At 37.3% G+C, this 17,324-nt stretch carries 13 protein-coding genes; 4 read left to right on the top strand and 9 right to left on the bottom strand.

The genetic code is table 11. From position 1 onward, the window contains the following. The first annotated feature begins 1 nt into the window (after position 1). Positions 2-2,173 carry an alkaline phosphatase family protein gene (locus DW173_RS00570; RefSeq protein ID WP_120143385.1) on the top strand — a complete coding sequence of 724 codons (2,172 nt, stop codon included), beginning with the start codon at positions 2-4 and terminating at the stop codon, positions 2,171-2,173. Between the two features lie 132 nt (positions 2,174-2,305). Further along, positions 2,306-2,767 carry a hypothetical protein gene (locus DW173_RS00565; protein WP_120143383.1) on the top strand — a complete coding sequence of 154 codons (462 nt, stop codon included), beginning with the start codon at positions 2,306-2,308 and terminating at the stop codon, positions 2,765-2,767. Positions 2,768-3,134: 367 nt separating this feature from the next. Here DW173_RS00565 and DW173_RS00555 read toward each other — a convergent pair whose 3' ends face one another. The 9 genes from DW173_RS00555 to DW173_RS00515 form a co-directional block, all read right to left on the bottom strand. Further along, the gene (locus DW173_RS00555; RefSeq protein ID WP_120143380.1) at positions 3,135-5,822 is read right to left on the bottom strand and encodes a TonB-dependent receptor family protein; all 2,688 of its coding nucleotides are present in this window, start codon (positions 5,820-5,822) and stop codon (positions 3,135-3,137) included. A 34-nt stretch (positions 5,823-5,856) separates the two neighbouring features. Then, entirely contained in the window at positions 5,857-6,261 is a 405-nt protein-coding gene (locus tag DW173_RS00550) for a hypothetical protein (protein WP_147402048.1), read from the bottom strand. An 18-nt stretch (positions 6,262-6,279) separates the two neighbouring features. Beyond that, entirely contained in the window at positions 6,280-6,687 is a 408-nt protein-coding gene (locus tag DW173_RS00545) for a hypothetical protein (RefSeq protein ID WP_147402047.1), read from the bottom strand. A gap of 87 nt (positions 6,688-6,774) precedes the next feature. Beyond that, a complete protein-coding gene (locus tag DW173_RS00540) occupies positions 6,775-7,746 on the bottom strand; it encodes a hypothetical protein (RefSeq protein ID WP_147402046.1) in 972 nt (323 codons plus the stop codon). A 44-nt stretch (positions 7,747-7,790) separates the two neighbouring features. Continuing rightward, positions 7,791-9,308: an O-antigen ligase family protein gene (locus DW173_RS00535; protein ID WP_199722798.1), complete on the bottom strand. Its 1,518-nt coding sequence runs from the start codon at positions 9,306-9,308 to the stop codon at positions 7,791-7,793. 290 nt (positions 9,309-9,598) lie between these two features. Next, positions 9,599-10,042 carry a helix-turn-helix transcriptional regulator gene (locus DW173_RS00530; protein WP_147402045.1) on the bottom strand — a complete coding sequence of 148 codons (444 nt, stop codon included), beginning with the start codon at positions 10,040-10,042 and terminating at the stop codon, positions 9,599-9,601. 74 nt (positions 10,043-10,116) lie between these two features. Beyond that, on the bottom strand, positions 10,117-12,075 hold the full coding sequence (locus tag DW173_RS00525) for a hypothetical protein (RefSeq protein WP_120143370.1): 1,959 nt from the start codon (positions 12,073-12,075) through the stop codon (positions 10,117-10,119). Positions 12,076-12,230: 155 nt separating this feature from the next. Further along, complete coding sequence (locus DW173_RS00520; RefSeq protein WP_120143368.1) at positions 12,231-13,418, bottom strand: ATP-binding protein; 1,188 nt, start codon at positions 13,416-13,418, stop codon at positions 12,231-12,233. A 113-nt stretch (positions 13,419-13,531) separates the two neighbouring features. Further along, a complete protein-coding gene (locus DW173_RS00515; RefSeq protein ID WP_120143367.1) occupies positions 13,532-14,170 on the bottom strand; it encodes an HU family DNA-binding protein in 639 nt (212 codons plus the stop codon). Positions 14,171-14,494: 324 nt separating this feature from the next. Here DW173_RS00515 and DW173_RS00510 point away from each other — a divergent pair, with 324 nt between their 5' ends. Continuing rightward, the gene (locus tag DW173_RS00510) at positions 14,495-15,793 is read left to right on the top strand and encodes a VapE domain-containing protein (RefSeq protein ID WP_120143365.1); all 1,299 of its coding nucleotides are present in this window, start codon (positions 14,495-14,497) and stop codon (positions 15,791-15,793) included. A 696-nt stretch (positions 15,794-16,489) separates the two neighbouring features. Beyond that, complete coding sequence (locus DW173_RS00505; protein WP_147402044.1) at positions 16,490-17,116, top strand: hypothetical protein; 627 nt, start codon at positions 16,490-16,492, stop codon at positions 17,114-17,116. Positions 17,117-17,324 lie beyond the last annotated feature (208 nt).

The following is a 17,324-nucleotide window of genomic DNA, read 5'->3' as shown; positions in this document are numbered from 1 at the left end:
TATGAAAACACAACAGATATGGAAATATGGCTTCTTGGTAGTAATGGTATTGGGAAGTGTACTGACTGCATGTACCAAATATGATACGCCTATGGAAGTGGAAGAGGAAGGCAAAACGGCAAGCCGTGCCTCTATTGAAAAGTATGTGCTTTGGATTAATCTCGATGGTGCTGGAGGAGGGGATTTGGCAAAAAATGCTTTTCCCGAGAATGGAACTATAAAGGGAATGCTTCCTCACAGTCGTTATTCTTGGAATGGGATGGAAGCGGAGCATGTGGAAGGAGAGAACTATGTATCTACAGCGGAAAATGCAATTGCATCCGCTTCGATGCTGACTGGCAATATACCTTTAAGACATGGGATGTCGGATAATACTTATCAGTCGGAACAAGTGTTTGATCCGGATTTTGACGAGTCATTGAAAGCTTATCCTGGCTTTTTTCAGTATATTACTGATTATAACAAATCAATGAAAACATTAGCTATTACACCATGGAAAACACTGAATGATAAATTATTGGATGAAGCAAGCGTAACATTCACATCTACTTCGGATGAGGAAACATTGAATAAAGCTTTGCAAAATATAGATGAAGAAAATAACCGGGTAATTTATCTTTCTTTTCGAAGTGTTTTAGATGCTGCAGTGAGTGGAGGAGGATGGAATACAGGAAATACCGCTTATGTGGAAGCTATGTCGAAGATGGATGATTATATAGGTCAGTTGCTGGACGCTGTTAGGGCGCGTCCGAATTATTATTACGAAGATTGGTTAGTAGTTGTTACTTCTAATCATGGCGGAACAGCTAATGGTACTTATGGAGGGATGTCTTTGGAAGAACGAAGTATGTTTGGTATTTTTTATTATGATCACTTTACACAGCCGAAAGAGATGAATCCGGGAGTAGTAGAAGATGTATTGTGTTTTGATCGGTCATTTTATGGGACAGTTATTGATTCCATAACTCGTACTCCAGACTTGAAAGATATTGCGGCTATGCGTCAGATTTATTCGCCCGATTCATTAGATGGTGGAATGACTGTTGAATTCATAATGGCGGCAAGACCTTCTAATAGTCATAGCTATGTTCCTTGGAATCAGAATGGGATAAATATTCTTAGTAAAGGCAATTGGTATGTAAAATTAGATCATACTTATACTTCTGGAGCTGCTTCCTTTTTTGGACAAAGTGATGGGACTATGTCACAAAACGGTGCTGCTAATTTTCTGAATCCTATGGTTCACACGTTGACTTCTACCATGAAACTTTATAATTCAGAAGCATATATCGAGACGAAAGAAGAGACTGGTAATGAATATGACAAGGATGGTAATTATGTGGGTGGTGATCAATGGGGGAATATAACTCCTCCATATACAAGGTATATTTCTAAGCGAAGAGGAAAACTGGCTTTATATAATTATTATGATGGGATAAAAAAAACGGCATCTGCTACTGTTATAGAAAAGGAGGTTGATAAGGAAAGTAGGTCTTTTATAGATAATTTCAATTTGGAAATTAATGGAGGAATGAGAAATTCATGCCGTTACATTCTAGAAATTCGTATTTGGAATAAAGAGTTTGCACCGGAGGAGGTTGTGAGTTACAGTAATAAACTGAAGTTGACGGCTTCAGATCCTAATTATAAACATCTTATTGGTTATTGGCAGTTTTATAAGGGCGATAATGGACAATATATACAAGATGATTCGATTGTTGTCAATCAGATAAAGACAGTGAAGAAACGATTTGTAAAAAGCCGTACAATAGGTGCTGATGGCAAAGAAGTGGTAGAATATGAGTATAGGGATATACCGACGGAGGGTATTCGTTTGCGGAAGAAAATAATAGGTGCCGATGGTAGGAGTTATTATACCAATATTAAAAAAGAGGAAGGTGATATATTGCGGTATATGACTATGCCTAATACGCTATATCAGACGATGTTGGCCGATGGAAGAATGATGGAAAGTGTATTACCAGTGCCTGCCGTTCTGGAATGGATGGGAGTTCCTTTCCCAACTGAAACGACACGTGATCAGAAATTTAAGACCTCTAAATTGGATGGTGTGGCTAGCTCGTATGAAGCAGAGAGTAAAAAAGTGGTATGGCGTGGTATGTTCTTAGGAGATTATACGAAAGATTTGGAATGGCGTGATTATGACAAATAAGCTGTCCATACTTCATTAAGTAAAGAATATAAAAAAGAGCTGAGTATGTGTTGAAAGTTTGAGACATATTCGGCTCTTGTATGATATAAGCCAAAGTTGGCATAATTAAATGTTTCAGAATAGTTGAAAGTTATGATCTACTTTTATAGAAAGACTGTTATTGTATGGATGCTTGCTTGTATATTCGGCTGTATAGCAATAAATGCTCAACCTTCTTTGAAGGAACAGAAAGTGAAAGTTGAAAAGTGGGATAGAAAATTGAAGGTAATGCAGAGTCAATATAGTACCAATCGTTTGTCTCTGGGGAGAAAAACTACCCAAGTGTCAAATGACGATTTGGAGCAGTGGAGAGCATTATATAAGGAAGCTGCAGACGATCGTTTGTCGGCGAAGATGGAGTGGCATCGACTAAGGAATATGTATAGAGAAACAACAGATAGCTTGAAAAAGGCTGAGTTAAAACCAATGGTACATGCATGGCTTAAAACTTTTCAGATTTTTGATGGACGATGTCGCCGTGCTTTAGACTACATAGCGCGTTTAGATGTTGATCGTATATTAACTCTGAATGAACAGAACAGGCTCTTCAAATAGCTAAATTGTAATTGGAGAAGGAAAAAGCGATGAAGGGAAATAAACCTGAAACAATAAGAAGGGCTGTTCTAAAAATAAAGAATGATTATATCTCTGATTTGTATAAACAACTGGACACATTATCCGAATCAGAAAAAGATCTCCAACGTGATTCTATCGCTTTAATATCTAAGGTCTTGGAGTATTATAAGAAAGCGACAATATGGGAGGATATTTCATAATTGTAGTAACCTCATGACGAAAAATCTTGCCCTTTATCTTTCCTTTCTACTTTAATAAGAGAAGACGGATGGAGGGCTTACACTTTATATTAGTTTTATCTCTCAAAATTGTACTGTCATATAGAACTTATTTTATTTCTGTTGATTTATTTGTTTACGGTGCTTGTGCGTTTCTTTTTTGTCCCAAACGAACTGAAACTATAGGTGAGGTGTGCCATAAAATATATGGTAGATGTATTTGTTTCACTGTCAGTAATCGTATTTTCTGAAATACTTCTCCTGAAATCTTCATTCTGACGCAGGATATCGTAAAAATTAAGGCGGACGGTCATTCTCTTCTTTTTCAATAACTGTTTGGAGATTTGGGCATCCCATGTGGTTCGCGTATAATCGCTTTTACCCCCATATCCCCGTCTGATTCGGCTATCTACTTCGGTTGACAGTTTAATGTTCCAGGGAAGATTGAAGTTCGCATTACCGCCTATTTCATAATCAAACGTCTCTCTTCGCTTGTCGCTGTTGATGGAATGTGTTGATTTACCATACCTGACGCTTGTGGAGATTCCGAAATCATAGATCTTCGTGCGATAATTCATCTTCAGTCGTTCGGACAATCGCAGGTTGGTAGTGTTGCTCCTGACTGCCGATTTCTTTTTATCTACCACGGTGTATCCGATGGTATTGCTGTACGAATGGGTCAGGAAGGAACTGACTCTAAACTTCTTCTTTTTTCCAAAAGATGAAGTGAGGGTGACCGAACCGTTCAGTCTCCAGTTCCCGTTTACATTGACAGGCAATGTGGTGCGCACACCGGTCGTTTCATCGTAAGTGACTATTCTTGTAATGCTGTTCAACGTATTGCTGTAGGTAAGTCCGATGTTCAGGCTAGTGAAATGTGCGGGCAAATAGGTTCTGAAAGTCGTCATGACCGAGTTGTTGAATGTCGATTTCAAGTCGGGGTTACCGGTCCGGATATTTAAGGGGTCCGAAATATCTTTTACCGGTTGTAGATCGTTGATACTAGGCTGCACACTTCTTCCGCGATAATTGACATTCAACGTTGTCTGTTTTGTGAAGTTATATCTGAATGTGACATTCGGAGCATAATTCAGTACATTTCTTGACTGACGTTTGATGATACTGTCCTGCACATAGCTTCTGTTGTCCGTTTGTTGCGCTTCCAGGTTGATTCCAACCAGATAGAAATAACTGGGACGGACGGTCCGGACAGAAATCCCGGCAGTGTGAATGGAATTAATATTCTCATAACAGTTACTGTGTGCAGTGTCCGGATATTGATAATAGTCGTTGTTCAGCTCATCCCAATTGTACGCATACCTTTCAGAACGGCTGGTGTTATTCTTGTAGCTGTATTTTATCTCCAGAAAACGGTTGGTGAATACAGGCTCCAGATAAGAGAGTTGCACGCGATATCTGTGGCTATTGTTTGCCCCGTCTATCCATTGATTCTGTACTTTGACACTGTCGCCGTACTTAAAGTAAGAAGTCCGGGAAATGGAATTGCGGTCTGAATGATTATTCGTCAAGTCATAATCGACAGTCAACGTGAGATTCCGGCCTTTCCTGGCAAACTGCCGGTTGACCGTCAACGTACCATTTGTGGAAAAGTCCTTTGCTTTTTGTCTGTCAGATGCTTCTTGCCGGTTGATGGGTACGTGTCCGTCATCCTGCGTCTCCGACCCGCTTCCCGAGATGCTATGATCGTTTGAATAGCTGACGGAAGGACGGAAAATAAGGCTTGTCCGGTTATTGACTTTCCAGTCCAGACGGAGCGAGGTGGAAAAACGGTTCGTTCCGCTATTGGAATTGCTGTTTTGCTGCGAGAATTGCGAAGTAGAGTTATCCATAAACTCTTCCGTGCTTCTCCTGCTCCATGTATGACGCTCATTTCTCTGATAATCGACGCCACCACCATATTTTATTTTCTTACTGGTGTGCGAATAATTGATACCGGTTCGTTTGACCGCTTGGGTGCCATTATCATTCATATTGGCAGTAGCCGAAACATTGTCGGCCTTATTGAAACGATTGATGTTGCCTCTTCCCTCGTAGCGGTCGTCATTGCCATATCCTCCTTCGAAGTTTCCGTTCCATCCTTTTTTCATTCCGGGCTTGATGACAAGGTCGAGCACTATACTTCCGTCTCCGTCATCAATACCCGTCAGGGCCGCCATATCGGTCTGCCGTTTGTAAGTCTTGAGTTCTTCTACTATTTCGGCAGGTAAATCTTTCAGGGCATTGATGTTATTCATGAAAAATTCTTCACCATCCATGATTATTTTGGTGATTGTTTGTCCGTTGATTGTCAGTTTTCCTTCTTCATCTATATCCGCTCCGGGAAGCTGCTTCACCAGTTCTTCCAGCATCGAACCTTCAGGTACGGGGAAAGCGGAGGCATTGTAAATTGTTGTGTCACCGGAGATGACGACAGGTGGTGCCTGTGCTGTGACCAGTGTTTCATCCAGCACGATGACGTCCGGACGAAGGCGTATCTCTCCCACATGAACGTCGGACGAGTGGGAAGGTTTAACCTTACGATATTCCGGCATTAGTCCGGTATATGACACCTTTAATAAATAAGATCCGGAGACCACTGAAATGGTGAATTTTCCGGCAGCATCGCTGACTGTTCCTTTCATATAGATACTATCAGGAAGGGAATATAGTCGGATAGTGGCATTTTCAACCGGAAGGCGGATGTCTTCATCTATCACGATTCCGTCAATGAGAATCGGCTTTGACTGTGCCCATAACGGAGCATATCCCGTATACAGGACAAGACAGGTCAATAATATATGAAGAAAACCTTTCATGGCATTTGCAAGTCATTTACTGTTACGTAAACACCTATTTCTTTTTCTTTTCTGTTTCGAATATCCTCAAAGGGGGAATCTCCTCCAAACGGAGCGATTGTTTTTCATTTTTGGCGTAATAAATGTATTCAATGTGCTTAGGAATACGTAGAAACCTCTCTCTTGTCTTTTCGCTTTTCCGGATAGATAAATTGGCGGAAGATTCATAGGTGATCAATATCAATGAATTCCCCCTGCATATCCCTTTCACATGTGTCAAATACATGTTTTTCGGATTTTGGGTTTCTATATTTAGTAATCTGGTCTTAGGGTCGTAACGTAAAGACACGCTGTAATTGTTCTTATATGGCTTACCGCTGAACGTTATTGCTATCAAGGCTACACAGAGGAAAACGATCAGTGCGATAAGAGCAGTTTTCTTTTTTATATTCTTCATCATATCCATATTTTTCATGATTCAATATTCTATGTAATATAATCTAATCGCATTAGAACGATTGATAGGTTGCAATTCATCCAGGCGCTTCACTTTCACTTTTGATCTATCTTTAAATTTTACATATTCTATCCCATCAGGAACGCGTATGAAACGCTCCCAAGTCTGCTCACTGTTTCTAAAGACCAGATAGGCGAATTCCTGATAAGTATCTATCTGTAAGGTATCTCCTAATAGAGTTGTATCTACACGAATGATATATAAAGGTATAGGGGAGAGAGAATAAACGGACAACAATTTCATTTCGGGCGAATAACGTGCATTTATACGCAAAGGTAAATTTTTATAGGGTCTACCTATCACGAACAATAGTATGATGAATAATGCTGCGAACACGGACAGGGTAATGAGACAACCTTTGTTTTTCATATTTATATTATGGATTAATAAACTATAAATCATTGAATACAGTTCCCTCTTTAAAAATCAAGGGAACTATATTTAACATTACAAGTATTAATGGCTTTCTATATATTCTGTTAATGCAGACGGAGTACTTGGAGTATTTTCTAAATATATGTTATCTCCTGTTACTGTATTCCATAGATCCATTGAATAGTCTGTACAATTCCATGAGAATAGATTATAACTAACATTAGAAGATTCTGCATTATAGTCTAACACCTCCTGAAAACCATCATAAGTTATTTCATTACTCATACTTGCACTAACATCTTCTTCAAGATCGTCATTGATATCCAAACCTATAAACATAAAAATGGATGTTGTTACTTCTTCACAACCAGAAGAAGAACCATCAACAGGTTCATTCCAGGCCTCTATTCTAATCCATGCATGTCCGAAGATTTTCAGAGATCCACTGGAGTCAGAACTAGAACCGGAATCCGTAGTTTCAATATAAATATCCCCAAAGGTGGTGCTTCCATCATAATCATGATTTCCTTCTAATGCAAAATATAAATCCTCTGCACTACCATTTTCAACATTGTTTTCTAATAGATCAGCCATTTCACCTCCACTACTTCTTGTTCTTGAAATATTCATTTTGCCTAGTAGTTGGAGGTTGTACACTTTCAAATCTTTTATTGTTGTACTTCTCGTTTGTACTATTTTAGTTGGTGCTTCTGTCACATAAATAGCTAAATTACCTTTGTTGATAAGTCCGACAGCTACTCTTGTATACTTTGATACACAAACTAGAGGAACTGAAATCATTTCCGTATCTTCATATTTCATCCATTTCATTTCTTTCCATACTGGGTACCCCAAATTCTGGATAAAGAAATTCGGAGCAATCTCCTTGTTGTTTATTTTATCCAACAATTGTTTTTTGAACATGGCTTCATACTGCTCTTTCGTGATATTAGATTGTGTAGGAGTAGCATCTTCATTACTCGTACATCCAATTATCAATAGACCGGCTAACATAATTGAGAGCATGGTCGTTTTAACAAATTTAATTTTCATAATCATTTTATCTTTTAATTAATTATTTATATAAAACAGTTGTTTCAGTCTTTTAGTGACAAATACAATTTAATATCCGCTATTATATATTGTACTTGTAGGGAATTTATCTTTATGGGCTTCTTTAATATAGTCTTAGCCATTCTGATAGATTTTTCTTTATTGTTCGTATTCTTATATATTTTAAACAATTCATATAAAGGAATAAAGCGAGTAGGGCACATGTTTGCTGCTAACATTATATGCTTTTCTGCTTCTTTGTACCGTTTTAATTGATTATAATTATCCCCTAATAAAAGTTGAAGATTATAATCAGCCCATAATTTCTCACAGAGTTGTGCTATTTGTATACTTTCTTTGTAGCGTTTCCCGTAATTAAGCTCAACTGCATAATTATAGAGAAAATATTTATTGTCTTTCAATAGAGGAAACAAATCTTTATACTTTGCAAAAGTACTTGCGGTTTGTTCTTTTAACGAAGCTTTCGCTACCTGCCCCCACGAATATTGCACGAATAGTTTTGTACCTGAATATAATAGTATGACTGTAGAAAGAACTACACCGAGTGAATATAATAATTTCTTCCAACGCAACACTTGTAATGTAATAGTATTGTTTGCGAAGAATAAAATGATGCTTATACTCAATAAAAGCATACACCATATAAAGATGTATGATAAAGGATAAGAAAACAAAGCCAATAGACCAATAGAGGTTAAGCATAATGTAGCCGTTTGGGTTTCATCACATCTGTTCCATTTACACAAATTCCATAAGACAAGAAATACAGAAAATACAATCAAACAGCCTACAAGTCCATAGTTTATTAGCAATCCGAGATATTCGTTAAATGGATAATTTACATTATCTGACAGTCGGCTATATTTGCTGTCGGGATGGTTTTCAAAGTAGATTGCTTGATAGTTCATATAGTTTGCCTGAAATCCTCCTATTCCATGTCCTGCAAAAGGTTTATCCATAAACATATCCCAGGAACACTTCCATACCAACAAGCGTCCGTCTGCCGAGTCTTTTCTTAGAAAATATAGTCCTCCGGTTAGTATTATTAATCCTGTCGCAAATAAAATTATACTTTTCTTCGAAAAGCGTATTTTTCTTAATTGATGGATGATGATGATGCCAATAACGCCCATTGTTAATATAGCTGTTCTTGAACCTGAAATGGAAATACAAATAACGACGATTAGTAAGATGCTGATATTGCTATATTTCAGTGGGAGAAATTTAGCTTTTCTTATTGAATATACAATAAATGGAATGCTTGCGCATAAAGAGGCTACCAACCCCACTGGATTTTCAAAAGTTCCAGTTATTATAAAATATCTGCTACAAGGTACTACTTCCATAGCCTGAAGCAAACCATGTAATGCTAAAATGCAAGAAAAATCAGTTATAATTATGCTTATGTAGTAAATTACGGTTTTCTGATTTATCTTGCTTAAAGGATTGTTTATTTTGTATATAGATAATAGACAGGTGGCTAATGAAAAAGAGAAAGCAAATAAATGCCATTTAGATATCGCTTCTATTTCGGATAACATTTGCGTCTTCCCAAACAATGTGAGAAAACATGTTACTATAAATATTGTTAACAGAACTTTCTCCAACCAATTGAGAGTTGCTCTCTTCTTTGATATGTAGTTAAAATAGTTGAGCATATCATACTTGTTTCTTTTGTTTGCAAAGGAAGCAGTTTTATGGATATAGCTCTAATCTCGGGCGTATACAAATGCGATGATTAGCGTATACAAATGATGTTACGGTAAGAAAAATGTTCAAAAATCATTCAGTAGTTTGAATATGAATCAAAATGCTGCCTCTATTAAAGATATTACAAATAAAGGCTGTTGATGTAATCCGTGAAAGAATTGCACTCTATATTCATCTTCTTTTTTAAGCGACCGCGTCTTACTCGAAATGAAGACATTTTGATATTTAGAAATTCTGCAATTTCAGCATGGTCTTTCTTTGTACGTAATAGAAAGATGATATGAAAATCATCTTCTGTTAAAGAAGAATAGTTACTACGTAATTTTTCAGCGAAATTGTTTTGTGTCTTATTTATCCAATTTTCCAACTCGCTCCAATTTCCATTTCCCGCCATTTGAAACGCTTCTTCAAAATTGGCATTTTCTGAAGCGCTGTTTTTTTTCAAGTATAGTTCTGTTTGTGTTTGCTTTTCTATCTGTTGTATCTTATTCTCATCACTGCTCTTAGACTTTGATTTTCCTTTGAAATACTTAGTCCATAGTAATAATAAAATTAATAGCATCATTGACGTTATTACCACGATTTCGGATTGAGCGTATATGATGACCAAAAGGAGAATACATAATGCAATTAATATAACTACCACCATATTTGTTCCCCTCCTTCATAGGTGAATATCCGTTCTTCCTTTCCCCTAGTTAAGTCTTTCAGTAAGTAAAGCGCTTTGGAGGGGACTGAATCATAAGTTAAGACATCTCCTGTCGCTACTTTCTGTCCTAAAGAACAAGGACCATTTTTGCCAAAGTAGAAAAGCTCATAGAGATGTCCGGCTATGATATTGTTGTCATCGTTGCGAGGTAGATATTTAATTTGCTCTATAGCCACGGGACTTCCGAAATCAATTCCAATCCAGGAGGAAGATGGCTCTGAAGATTCATAATAAGTAAGAGGATCACGGTCAAAAGGGGTATTTAATTGACTTTTAGATGCCATTTTTCCATCATTTAGTATTTTACAATTAGACACATTCAAGAGCTTTCCTGAAGAAAAAAACTCAATTTCTGCAATATTACAATAACTCTTTTCGGGAGATACATAACGCCAATATCTATATGCATCTTTTATAGATACGGATAAAGAATCCCAGCACATTTGAGGGACTCGTCTAATTTTATCACTACGTACTGAATGATGAAATAAAGGACTATTTGAGGCTTCAAAGTAACCACCTTTTAGGCGCTCACTATATCTTAATACTCCATTGAATACGGGAAACTTACGTTTTAAAATAAGGGTATCAAGATTTTCCATGTCAGGTATTAAAAAAGTCTGTGTCCCATTAGCTTTTACTTGCAAAGGATAGGTAGCAGGAAGCATCTCGTTGTGTTCATAAAAGGAAGGAAGATAAACGATGTCTTTTCCCATGCAAGAGAATAACACATTTCCATTATTGAACTTACTCCAGGTTACGGCAATCCAGTATTGATTATCGAAAACAGATAAATATGCAAATCGAGGTTTTTTCTTTCCTGTAGACTTTAGTTTTAGGGAAATATCTACCCCTTTCATGTATTCATCTGAAACATCCTTTATAAAAGGTGAATCTAAAGTTTGAGGTATGGTATCATTCCCTTTTTGTGCATATAAACTTTGTTCTTGATAGCCAAATGTACATCGGTAGACTTTGGCCATTTTATAATCATCTTTATTAGGATATCCGGGGTTACTTTCTCCACCGACAAAAGGTTTGTTTTTCCCACGGTTCTCAAGTAATATATTCCAATAATGAGAGTGAGAACGAAATGGCCATTGGGGAGTAAAATCAACTCCTACCGGAATCCCACAAGCACGCATGACATAAGTCGCATATCGAACATAATCTTTGCAACTTCCCATTTGCATATTTCTTAGTACTGTCATAGGTAAATCTACACTAGATCCCGGTAGTGCCTCATGCAAATGAAATCCGCGTTTCTTTAATTGATCATTCAAATAAAGAGCTGCCCAATATGAAGAATTCCTCATATCATCCCGACTTTTAATCCATTCGATAGTTTCCAAATATTTATTTTCTAACTCATGGCGCCACTCTTCAATATTTTCACTACCAACACGATAAGGAAGCAAATATTCACAAAATTCATCAAAAGAAAGATGAGAGGCCCAATATCCTTCTTTCCACATGCGAAAAGCATGATCAATGTTTTGTATCAGGTAATCAGCTTTTATATATTTAATGTCTTCTATTTTCATTAGTCCTCCATCTGGATGTCCTAATTCTTCACGAATGGAATCATATAATATTAAACATCTATCATAATCGGTCTTTCGTACATTAATACTATCAATTATTTTATAATATTTCCGTAAACGTTCGCTGGTGAAAGAATAGTGATGAATCATGTTGTCAATTAAAAAACGCGCAGCCTTATATTTCAGACTGTCTCCTTCATAATGTGATAATACTTTTATTAATTCAGTGCGATTGGTACTTGCATAATCTAATGCTATGTTTACACTGTCTTTATCTTTACAAGAGATAAAGACAAAGATAAATATCAGTGTTAAAATCAAAAATATTTTTGTCTTATTTTGCATGTTTAATAGAATTTGATTTAACAAAGGTATGTTATTTACCACTGATTACCAAAGAATCATCACATTTTTTATTGTAGATTTATTCTTCACATTTTCGCTGAAACCCTTATTGGGAAGGGAAAAGAGGGTGAAGGAGGAGAGGTTCACCCTTTCTTTCACTCGAACAGCTTAGCAGGATTGATACTTAGAAAATATTCAACTTCCATACCTCCTTCTCCAACAACCATTGTTGCGTATGGGTGATACATTTTTCTGATTTCTTCGAGCCCTGCATTGTAGGTTTCGCTATTGCTTTTTACTTCAATCGCTACTATACGACTTTTCTTTTTCAGTATATAATCTACTTCTTTGTCTTTTTCCCGCCAGTAAAAAACATCATAGTCACCAGTGAAAGCATTGGAAATAATATGTGCACCAACGGCAGATTCAAAAAAACGTCCCCATTCTTTCCTGTTCAAGATAGCTTCTTTGTATGTTAAGTCGCTATACACCGTTTTCAGTGCATTATTGTAAACCTGGAATTTGGGGGCACTTGCTCTTTGGCGTGATTTGTCCATGGCGAATTTTTGCAGTCCGGTAAGCAGCCCGCTATCACCTAATAAATTCAGATAACCGGCTAACGTTGTCGTATTTCCCGCATCTTGCAGTGAGCCGATCATCTTTGTCAGAGATACGATTTCTCCTGAATAGGACGCACCCAGTTCAAATGTCTGGCGCAATAAGGCCGGTTTTCCAATGGGAGAATCAAATAAAATATCTTTGTTGATAGTAGCATCAATAATTGCTCCGTTGATATATTGACTCCATCGCTCTTCGTCCTCAATCAGAAAAGCGGCACCGGGATAGCCACCGAAATAAATGTATTGCTCCAAAGAGATTCCGAATGCGTCGCGCATTTCTGGATAAGACCAGTGAGTCATTCTGATTTCTTCGAAGCGTCCCATCATCGAATCCGATAATCCTTTCTCCAACAACACACGTGAAGAACCGAGAAGAACTACTTTTATATTGATGTCATTGAAGGTATCCGCATCCCATTCTTTTTTGACTACTTCACTCCAGTTTTTTATTTTCTGGACTTCGTCGATGACTAGAATAAATTCAGTTTTGTTTTCTACCCGCATTTGTATTCTTGCCGTATTCCAACAGTCTGAAATCCACCCTGTTTGTGTCGCAGGGACACTGTCGGCAGAATAAAGTTGGAACGGTAGTCCCAAGTCTTTAAGAACCTGCTTCACAACCGTTGTTTTTCCGACTTGTCGAGGACCTAATACCACTTGCAGAAAATGTCGAGGCTCTTTTAACCTTTTTATAATCGTTTGATATTGAGCTCTTTTGTACATATCGTTCTGATTTACTCAATACATTGAGTTATTTTACTCAATGTATTATTGGTTTTTACTCAATGGCATCTACAAATATAAATAATTTATTGTTTTGCATTGCCTTTATGTTCTTATTCTTTGTATTTCACAGCTACCGAAACCCTGTAATTGCCTGGAACGGGTGTATAAATGGGTTGGTGGGTAGTCCCTTTGTTTTGCAACTTCTTTTCTGCGATTAGTCTTTTTATATGCCGGTATGCAGTAATTTGTGTCATTCCACAGAGGTACTGGAAGTCTTTCCGGGTGATAAGTTGGTTTTCCGAAAAATACTTTGTCAATTCCATATCTATCTCCACTTCAGAAAGCCTGGCAGAATGTGGCCTGTATTTCGAACGGTGGAATTCCATATCGGAAAGTTCGGCTTTCAGTTCTTTGTCTGCTTTGAATTTGATTGCTTTCAGTTTAACTTTATGCACTCGCTTATCTTTAGGATCCCGTATTTCTTCTTCGCAGGAAAGAGTTACTTGTAGATATCCCAATCCGTCGATATGCACCTTTTTCCCTTCTTTAAGGCACTGTGCCACTTCGTATTTCAGTTCTTCCAAAGTTGCTGTCACATCAGACGGGCTTAATGAACAGCGATCGTGAATCCGGTAAACCAGTTTTTTCGTATTTACTGTTTCATAACTAATCGGACGCGCATGATATCTTACCTTGTTTTTCTTCTCCTTCGGCATCGGAGTCTTATATAGTTCAAATTGTACTGCCATAGTCTTTCTTTTATCTTTAGATGTTTGTAGATTATCTTCTTGATGTTTCTTAATTTTCTTCTTGATATTTATTACTTATCATTGATGTGATAAGTACTTATCATTAACGTGATATATACATGTCATTACTGTGATAAGATATTATCATTATTGTGATAAACTATAAATATCCGCACCAAAGATAAGGTTTAATTAGGAGATAAACAAGAAACAATAAGGTAAAACGCCAAGTTCATTTTTATAAAAATGAAGGGATTAAAAAATTGTAAATCCCATATTCCGGATATTATATTCGCATCCATTAAATACTAAAAACGAAATTTTATGGACAAGAAAAGTGTGCTGCTTTCATTATGGCAGAAGTTTGTAAACCGCTTTTATAAAAGCGGAGAGTGTGAAGGATTACTGGAAGACGCATCAAAGCCTTCGGTTAGTTGTTATGAAGAGCCTAAAGAGAGAAAGGAGATAAAAGAGAGGGATTCGCTTTCTAAAACGAAACAGTTGACTGAAAGGGTAGACCTTTTCTTGAAATCTCATTATGATTTTCGTTATAATGTTCTGACGGAAGAAACTGAATTTCGTTTGTTGGAACGGATGAACGAGGGATTTCAACCTGTCAATCAACGTGTGTTGAATACTATCTGTCTGGAAGCGCATGAGGCCGGTATTGGGTGCTGGGATCGTGATTTGTCGCGGTGTATTTATTCCACCCGCATAGCAGAATATCATCCTTTCAGGCTGTATCTGAATGAATTGTCGGAATGGGATGGGATAGATCGTGTGTCCGCATTGGCACGACGGGTTTCGGAAAACCCGTCGTGGGAAAAAGGATTCCGCATTTGGATGTTGGGGATGACGGCACAATGGATGGGGGTAATGGGAGATCATGCGAATAGTGTTGCTCCCTTGCTCATCAGTACGGAACAGGGATATTTTAAATCTACTTTTTGTAAATCTTTGCTTCCTCCTATGCTTCGGCGTTATTATATGGATAAGGTGGATTTAACAAGTCAGGGGAATGTGGAGCGTAGACTGGCGGAGATGGGACTTCTCAATTTGGATGAATTTGACAAGTTTTCTCCTGCAAAAATGCCTTTGTTGAAGAATCTGATGCAAATGGCTTCATTGAGCCTATGCAAAGCATATCAGAAAAACTACCGCTCCTTACCTCGTATTGCTTCTTTTATTGGTACGTCTAACAGGAAAGATTTGCTTACTGACCCGACTGGTAGCCGCAGATTTATTTGCGTGGAAGTAGAGCGCCCTATTGATTGTGAAGCGATTGAATATGAACAACTTTATTCACAATTGAAAGTGGCAATCTTGTCAGGTCAGCGTTATTGGTTTACGAAAGAAGAAGAACAGGAATTGCAAAGGAACAATATGGCGTTTTACCGTCAAGGACCAGTGGAAGATGTACTGCGTGCTTGTTATCGATCGGCAGAAAGAGGAGAGGAGTGTGATCTTCTTTCTGCAGCTGATATATTTCAATGTTTAAAAAAGAGGAATCCTGCAGCTATGCGTGGTGCAAATCCGGCAAGTTTGGCGCAAATATTGGTAGCGGTGGGGATAGAACGTAAACATACTAAGTTTGGAAATGTATATCGGGTAATATCGGTTTGAGGAGGGTGAACTTGGTGGTGAAGGAGACCCCTTCACCCGCTATTGCCCTATAGGAAGGCGCTGTGAAGGGTGAAGAGATTTTATTCATTTTGTTTAAATTGAATGTCTGATTGAAAAATGAACCTTTTTGAATGATATGGGTACTTATTGGATTAATATTTTCAGGATATTTGTACGATAATTCTAATAAATAACAATATTGTATACTTATAAAATTTTTAGGAACAAATGACATTTGATGATTGGAATAATATTGTTACATCTAATGCGTATTGGATAAACTTGGTATTGGTAATGATTATATTAGTTGTTTTTTATAGGCATTATAGAGAAATACATATAAGATATGAGGAGGTGATACCATTTCTGCTGAAGAACATAATTCCATTGTCTAACTTATAGGGCGTATTTGAACTTAAATTATTGAATGATAATATTTTGTTGTCTGGAATATTCTTCTTTTTTAATGATTTTACGAAAAAAAAGTTTATTTTTGTATATTAAAAATTCATAATGCGATCACTTGGTTAAAAAAATACTATACACATCCTCCTTTAACAAATTGTGATGAGACAGTTTGGAGAAAAACTGGTCCATTTGATGAAGACAATAGTAATTATGATAAACTGGAATATGCTGTTACTGCAAAGATCTAGATATTACTATAAATTTATTAATAACTTAAACAACAGGAATATGAAAGAGATGATCTTTATCTTTAGTTTATTGGTTTTGCTCTCATGGGGCACTAACGGTGTGTACGCCCAAGTTCCGCAAGAAATATCAGAAGAATATAGAGCGTTGGATCGTGAATTGTATAAAGACGAGCGCGGCGGCATGTCATATGAAGCATTGCGGGGTAAATATTTGGAGAAACTTACTCGATTAAAAGAGCAAGCGGACGCTTTAATGAATACTCGGACCGGCGATGTTAAAACGGAAGAGAAGAAAGAATTGGTGAAATGCCTGAAGAGGATGGAAAATAACATTTTCAAACTGACGACTGCACAGGAACTGCTAAAACAACCGCATACAAAATTGGTGGCGGATAGTTTGAGGGCTACTACGCAGGACTCTGAAGGTTATACAAAGAGTTCTCAAATCATGAGAAATTATCAAAATACGCTGATGCGGGAGGTTTTGGATCGTTACCCCGGAAAAAGCAATGACAAGATTCGGAGAGCGGCGGTGGATTCCGTTTTCACTATCATGAGGGCTTTGCGCACCGTTCCTCGGAAACCTGTTAAAAAGACAATCAAATTATCGAACGGGATGATGAAGTCCGGCCATCTCGTGTATGCTATTTCTGCTTTGGGGGATTGAATGAAGCGGGAAAGAGTGAAACCGTGTTCCGTTTCATCTCATTTAATAGTAAAGGAAACTCAAAAGAGATTCTATAAAATTGATATTAGATTCTTTATGATATTATAAGAGATCATCATTTTTTACCAACTTGAAAAAGTTGCTCTTGGATTATATTGATATGATGTTCGGTTAGTTTTAAAAAGGTCGTCTATTATTAGGATAGATG

The organism is Bacteroides sp. AM16-13 (assembly GCF_003602705.1).
GTDB lineage: Bacteria > Bacteroidota > Bacteroidia > Bacteroidales > Bacteroidaceae > Bacteroides > Bacteroides xylanisolvens.
The sequence above is the reverse complement of the archived record's forward strand: the minus strand, read 5'-3'. Positions and strand labels throughout refer to the sequence as shown.

Coding starts and splice junctions, on each gene's coding strand:
- DW173_RS00540 (WP_147402046.1), bottom strand. CDS start 7,746: ATGAAAATTAAATTTGTTAAAACGACCATGCTCTCAATTATGTTAGCC.
- DW173_RS00520 (WP_120143368.1), bottom strand. CDS start 13,418: ATGTACAAAAGAGCTCAATATCAAACGATTATAAAAAGGTTAAAAGAG.
- DW173_RS00525 (WP_120143370.1), bottom strand. CDS start 12,075: ATGCAAAATAAGACAAAAATATTTTTGATTTTAACACTGATATTTATC.
- DW173_RS00545 (WP_147402047.1), bottom strand. CDS start 6,687: ATGAAAAACAAAGGTTGTCTCATTACCCTGTCCGTGTTCGCAGCATTA.
- DW173_RS00570 (WP_120143385.1), top strand. CDS start 2: ATGAAAACACAACAGATATGGAAATATGGCTTCTTGGTAGTAATGGTA.
- DW173_RS00515 (WP_120143367.1), bottom strand. CDS start 14,170: ATGGCAGTACAATTTGAACTATATAAGACTCCGATGCCGAAGGAGAAG.
- DW173_RS00530 (WP_147402045.1), bottom strand. CDS start 10,042: ATGATGCTATTAATTTTATTATTACTATGGACTAAGTATTTCAAAGGA.
- DW173_RS00565 (WP_120143383.1), top strand. CDS start 2,306: ATGATCTACTTTTATAGAAAGACTGTTATTGTATGGATGCTTGCTTGT.
- DW173_RS00550 (WP_147402048.1), bottom strand. CDS start 6,261: ATGATGAAGAATATAAAAAAGAAAACTGCTCTTATCGCACTGATCGTT.
- DW173_RS00510 (WP_120143365.1), top strand. CDS start 14,495: ATGGACAAGAAAAGTGTGCTGCTTTCATTATGGCAGAAGTTTGTAAAC.
- DW173_RS00535 (WP_199722798.1), bottom strand. CDS start 9,308: ATGTTATCCGAAATAGAAGCGATATCTAAATGGCATTTATTTGCTTTC.
- DW173_RS00505 (WP_147402044.1), top strand. CDS start 16,490: ATGAAAGAGATGATCTTTATCTTTAGTTTATTGGTTTTGCTCTCATGG.
- DW173_RS00555 (WP_120143380.1), bottom strand. CDS start 5,822: ATGAAAGGTTTTCTTCATATATTATTGACCTGTCTTGTCCTGTATACG.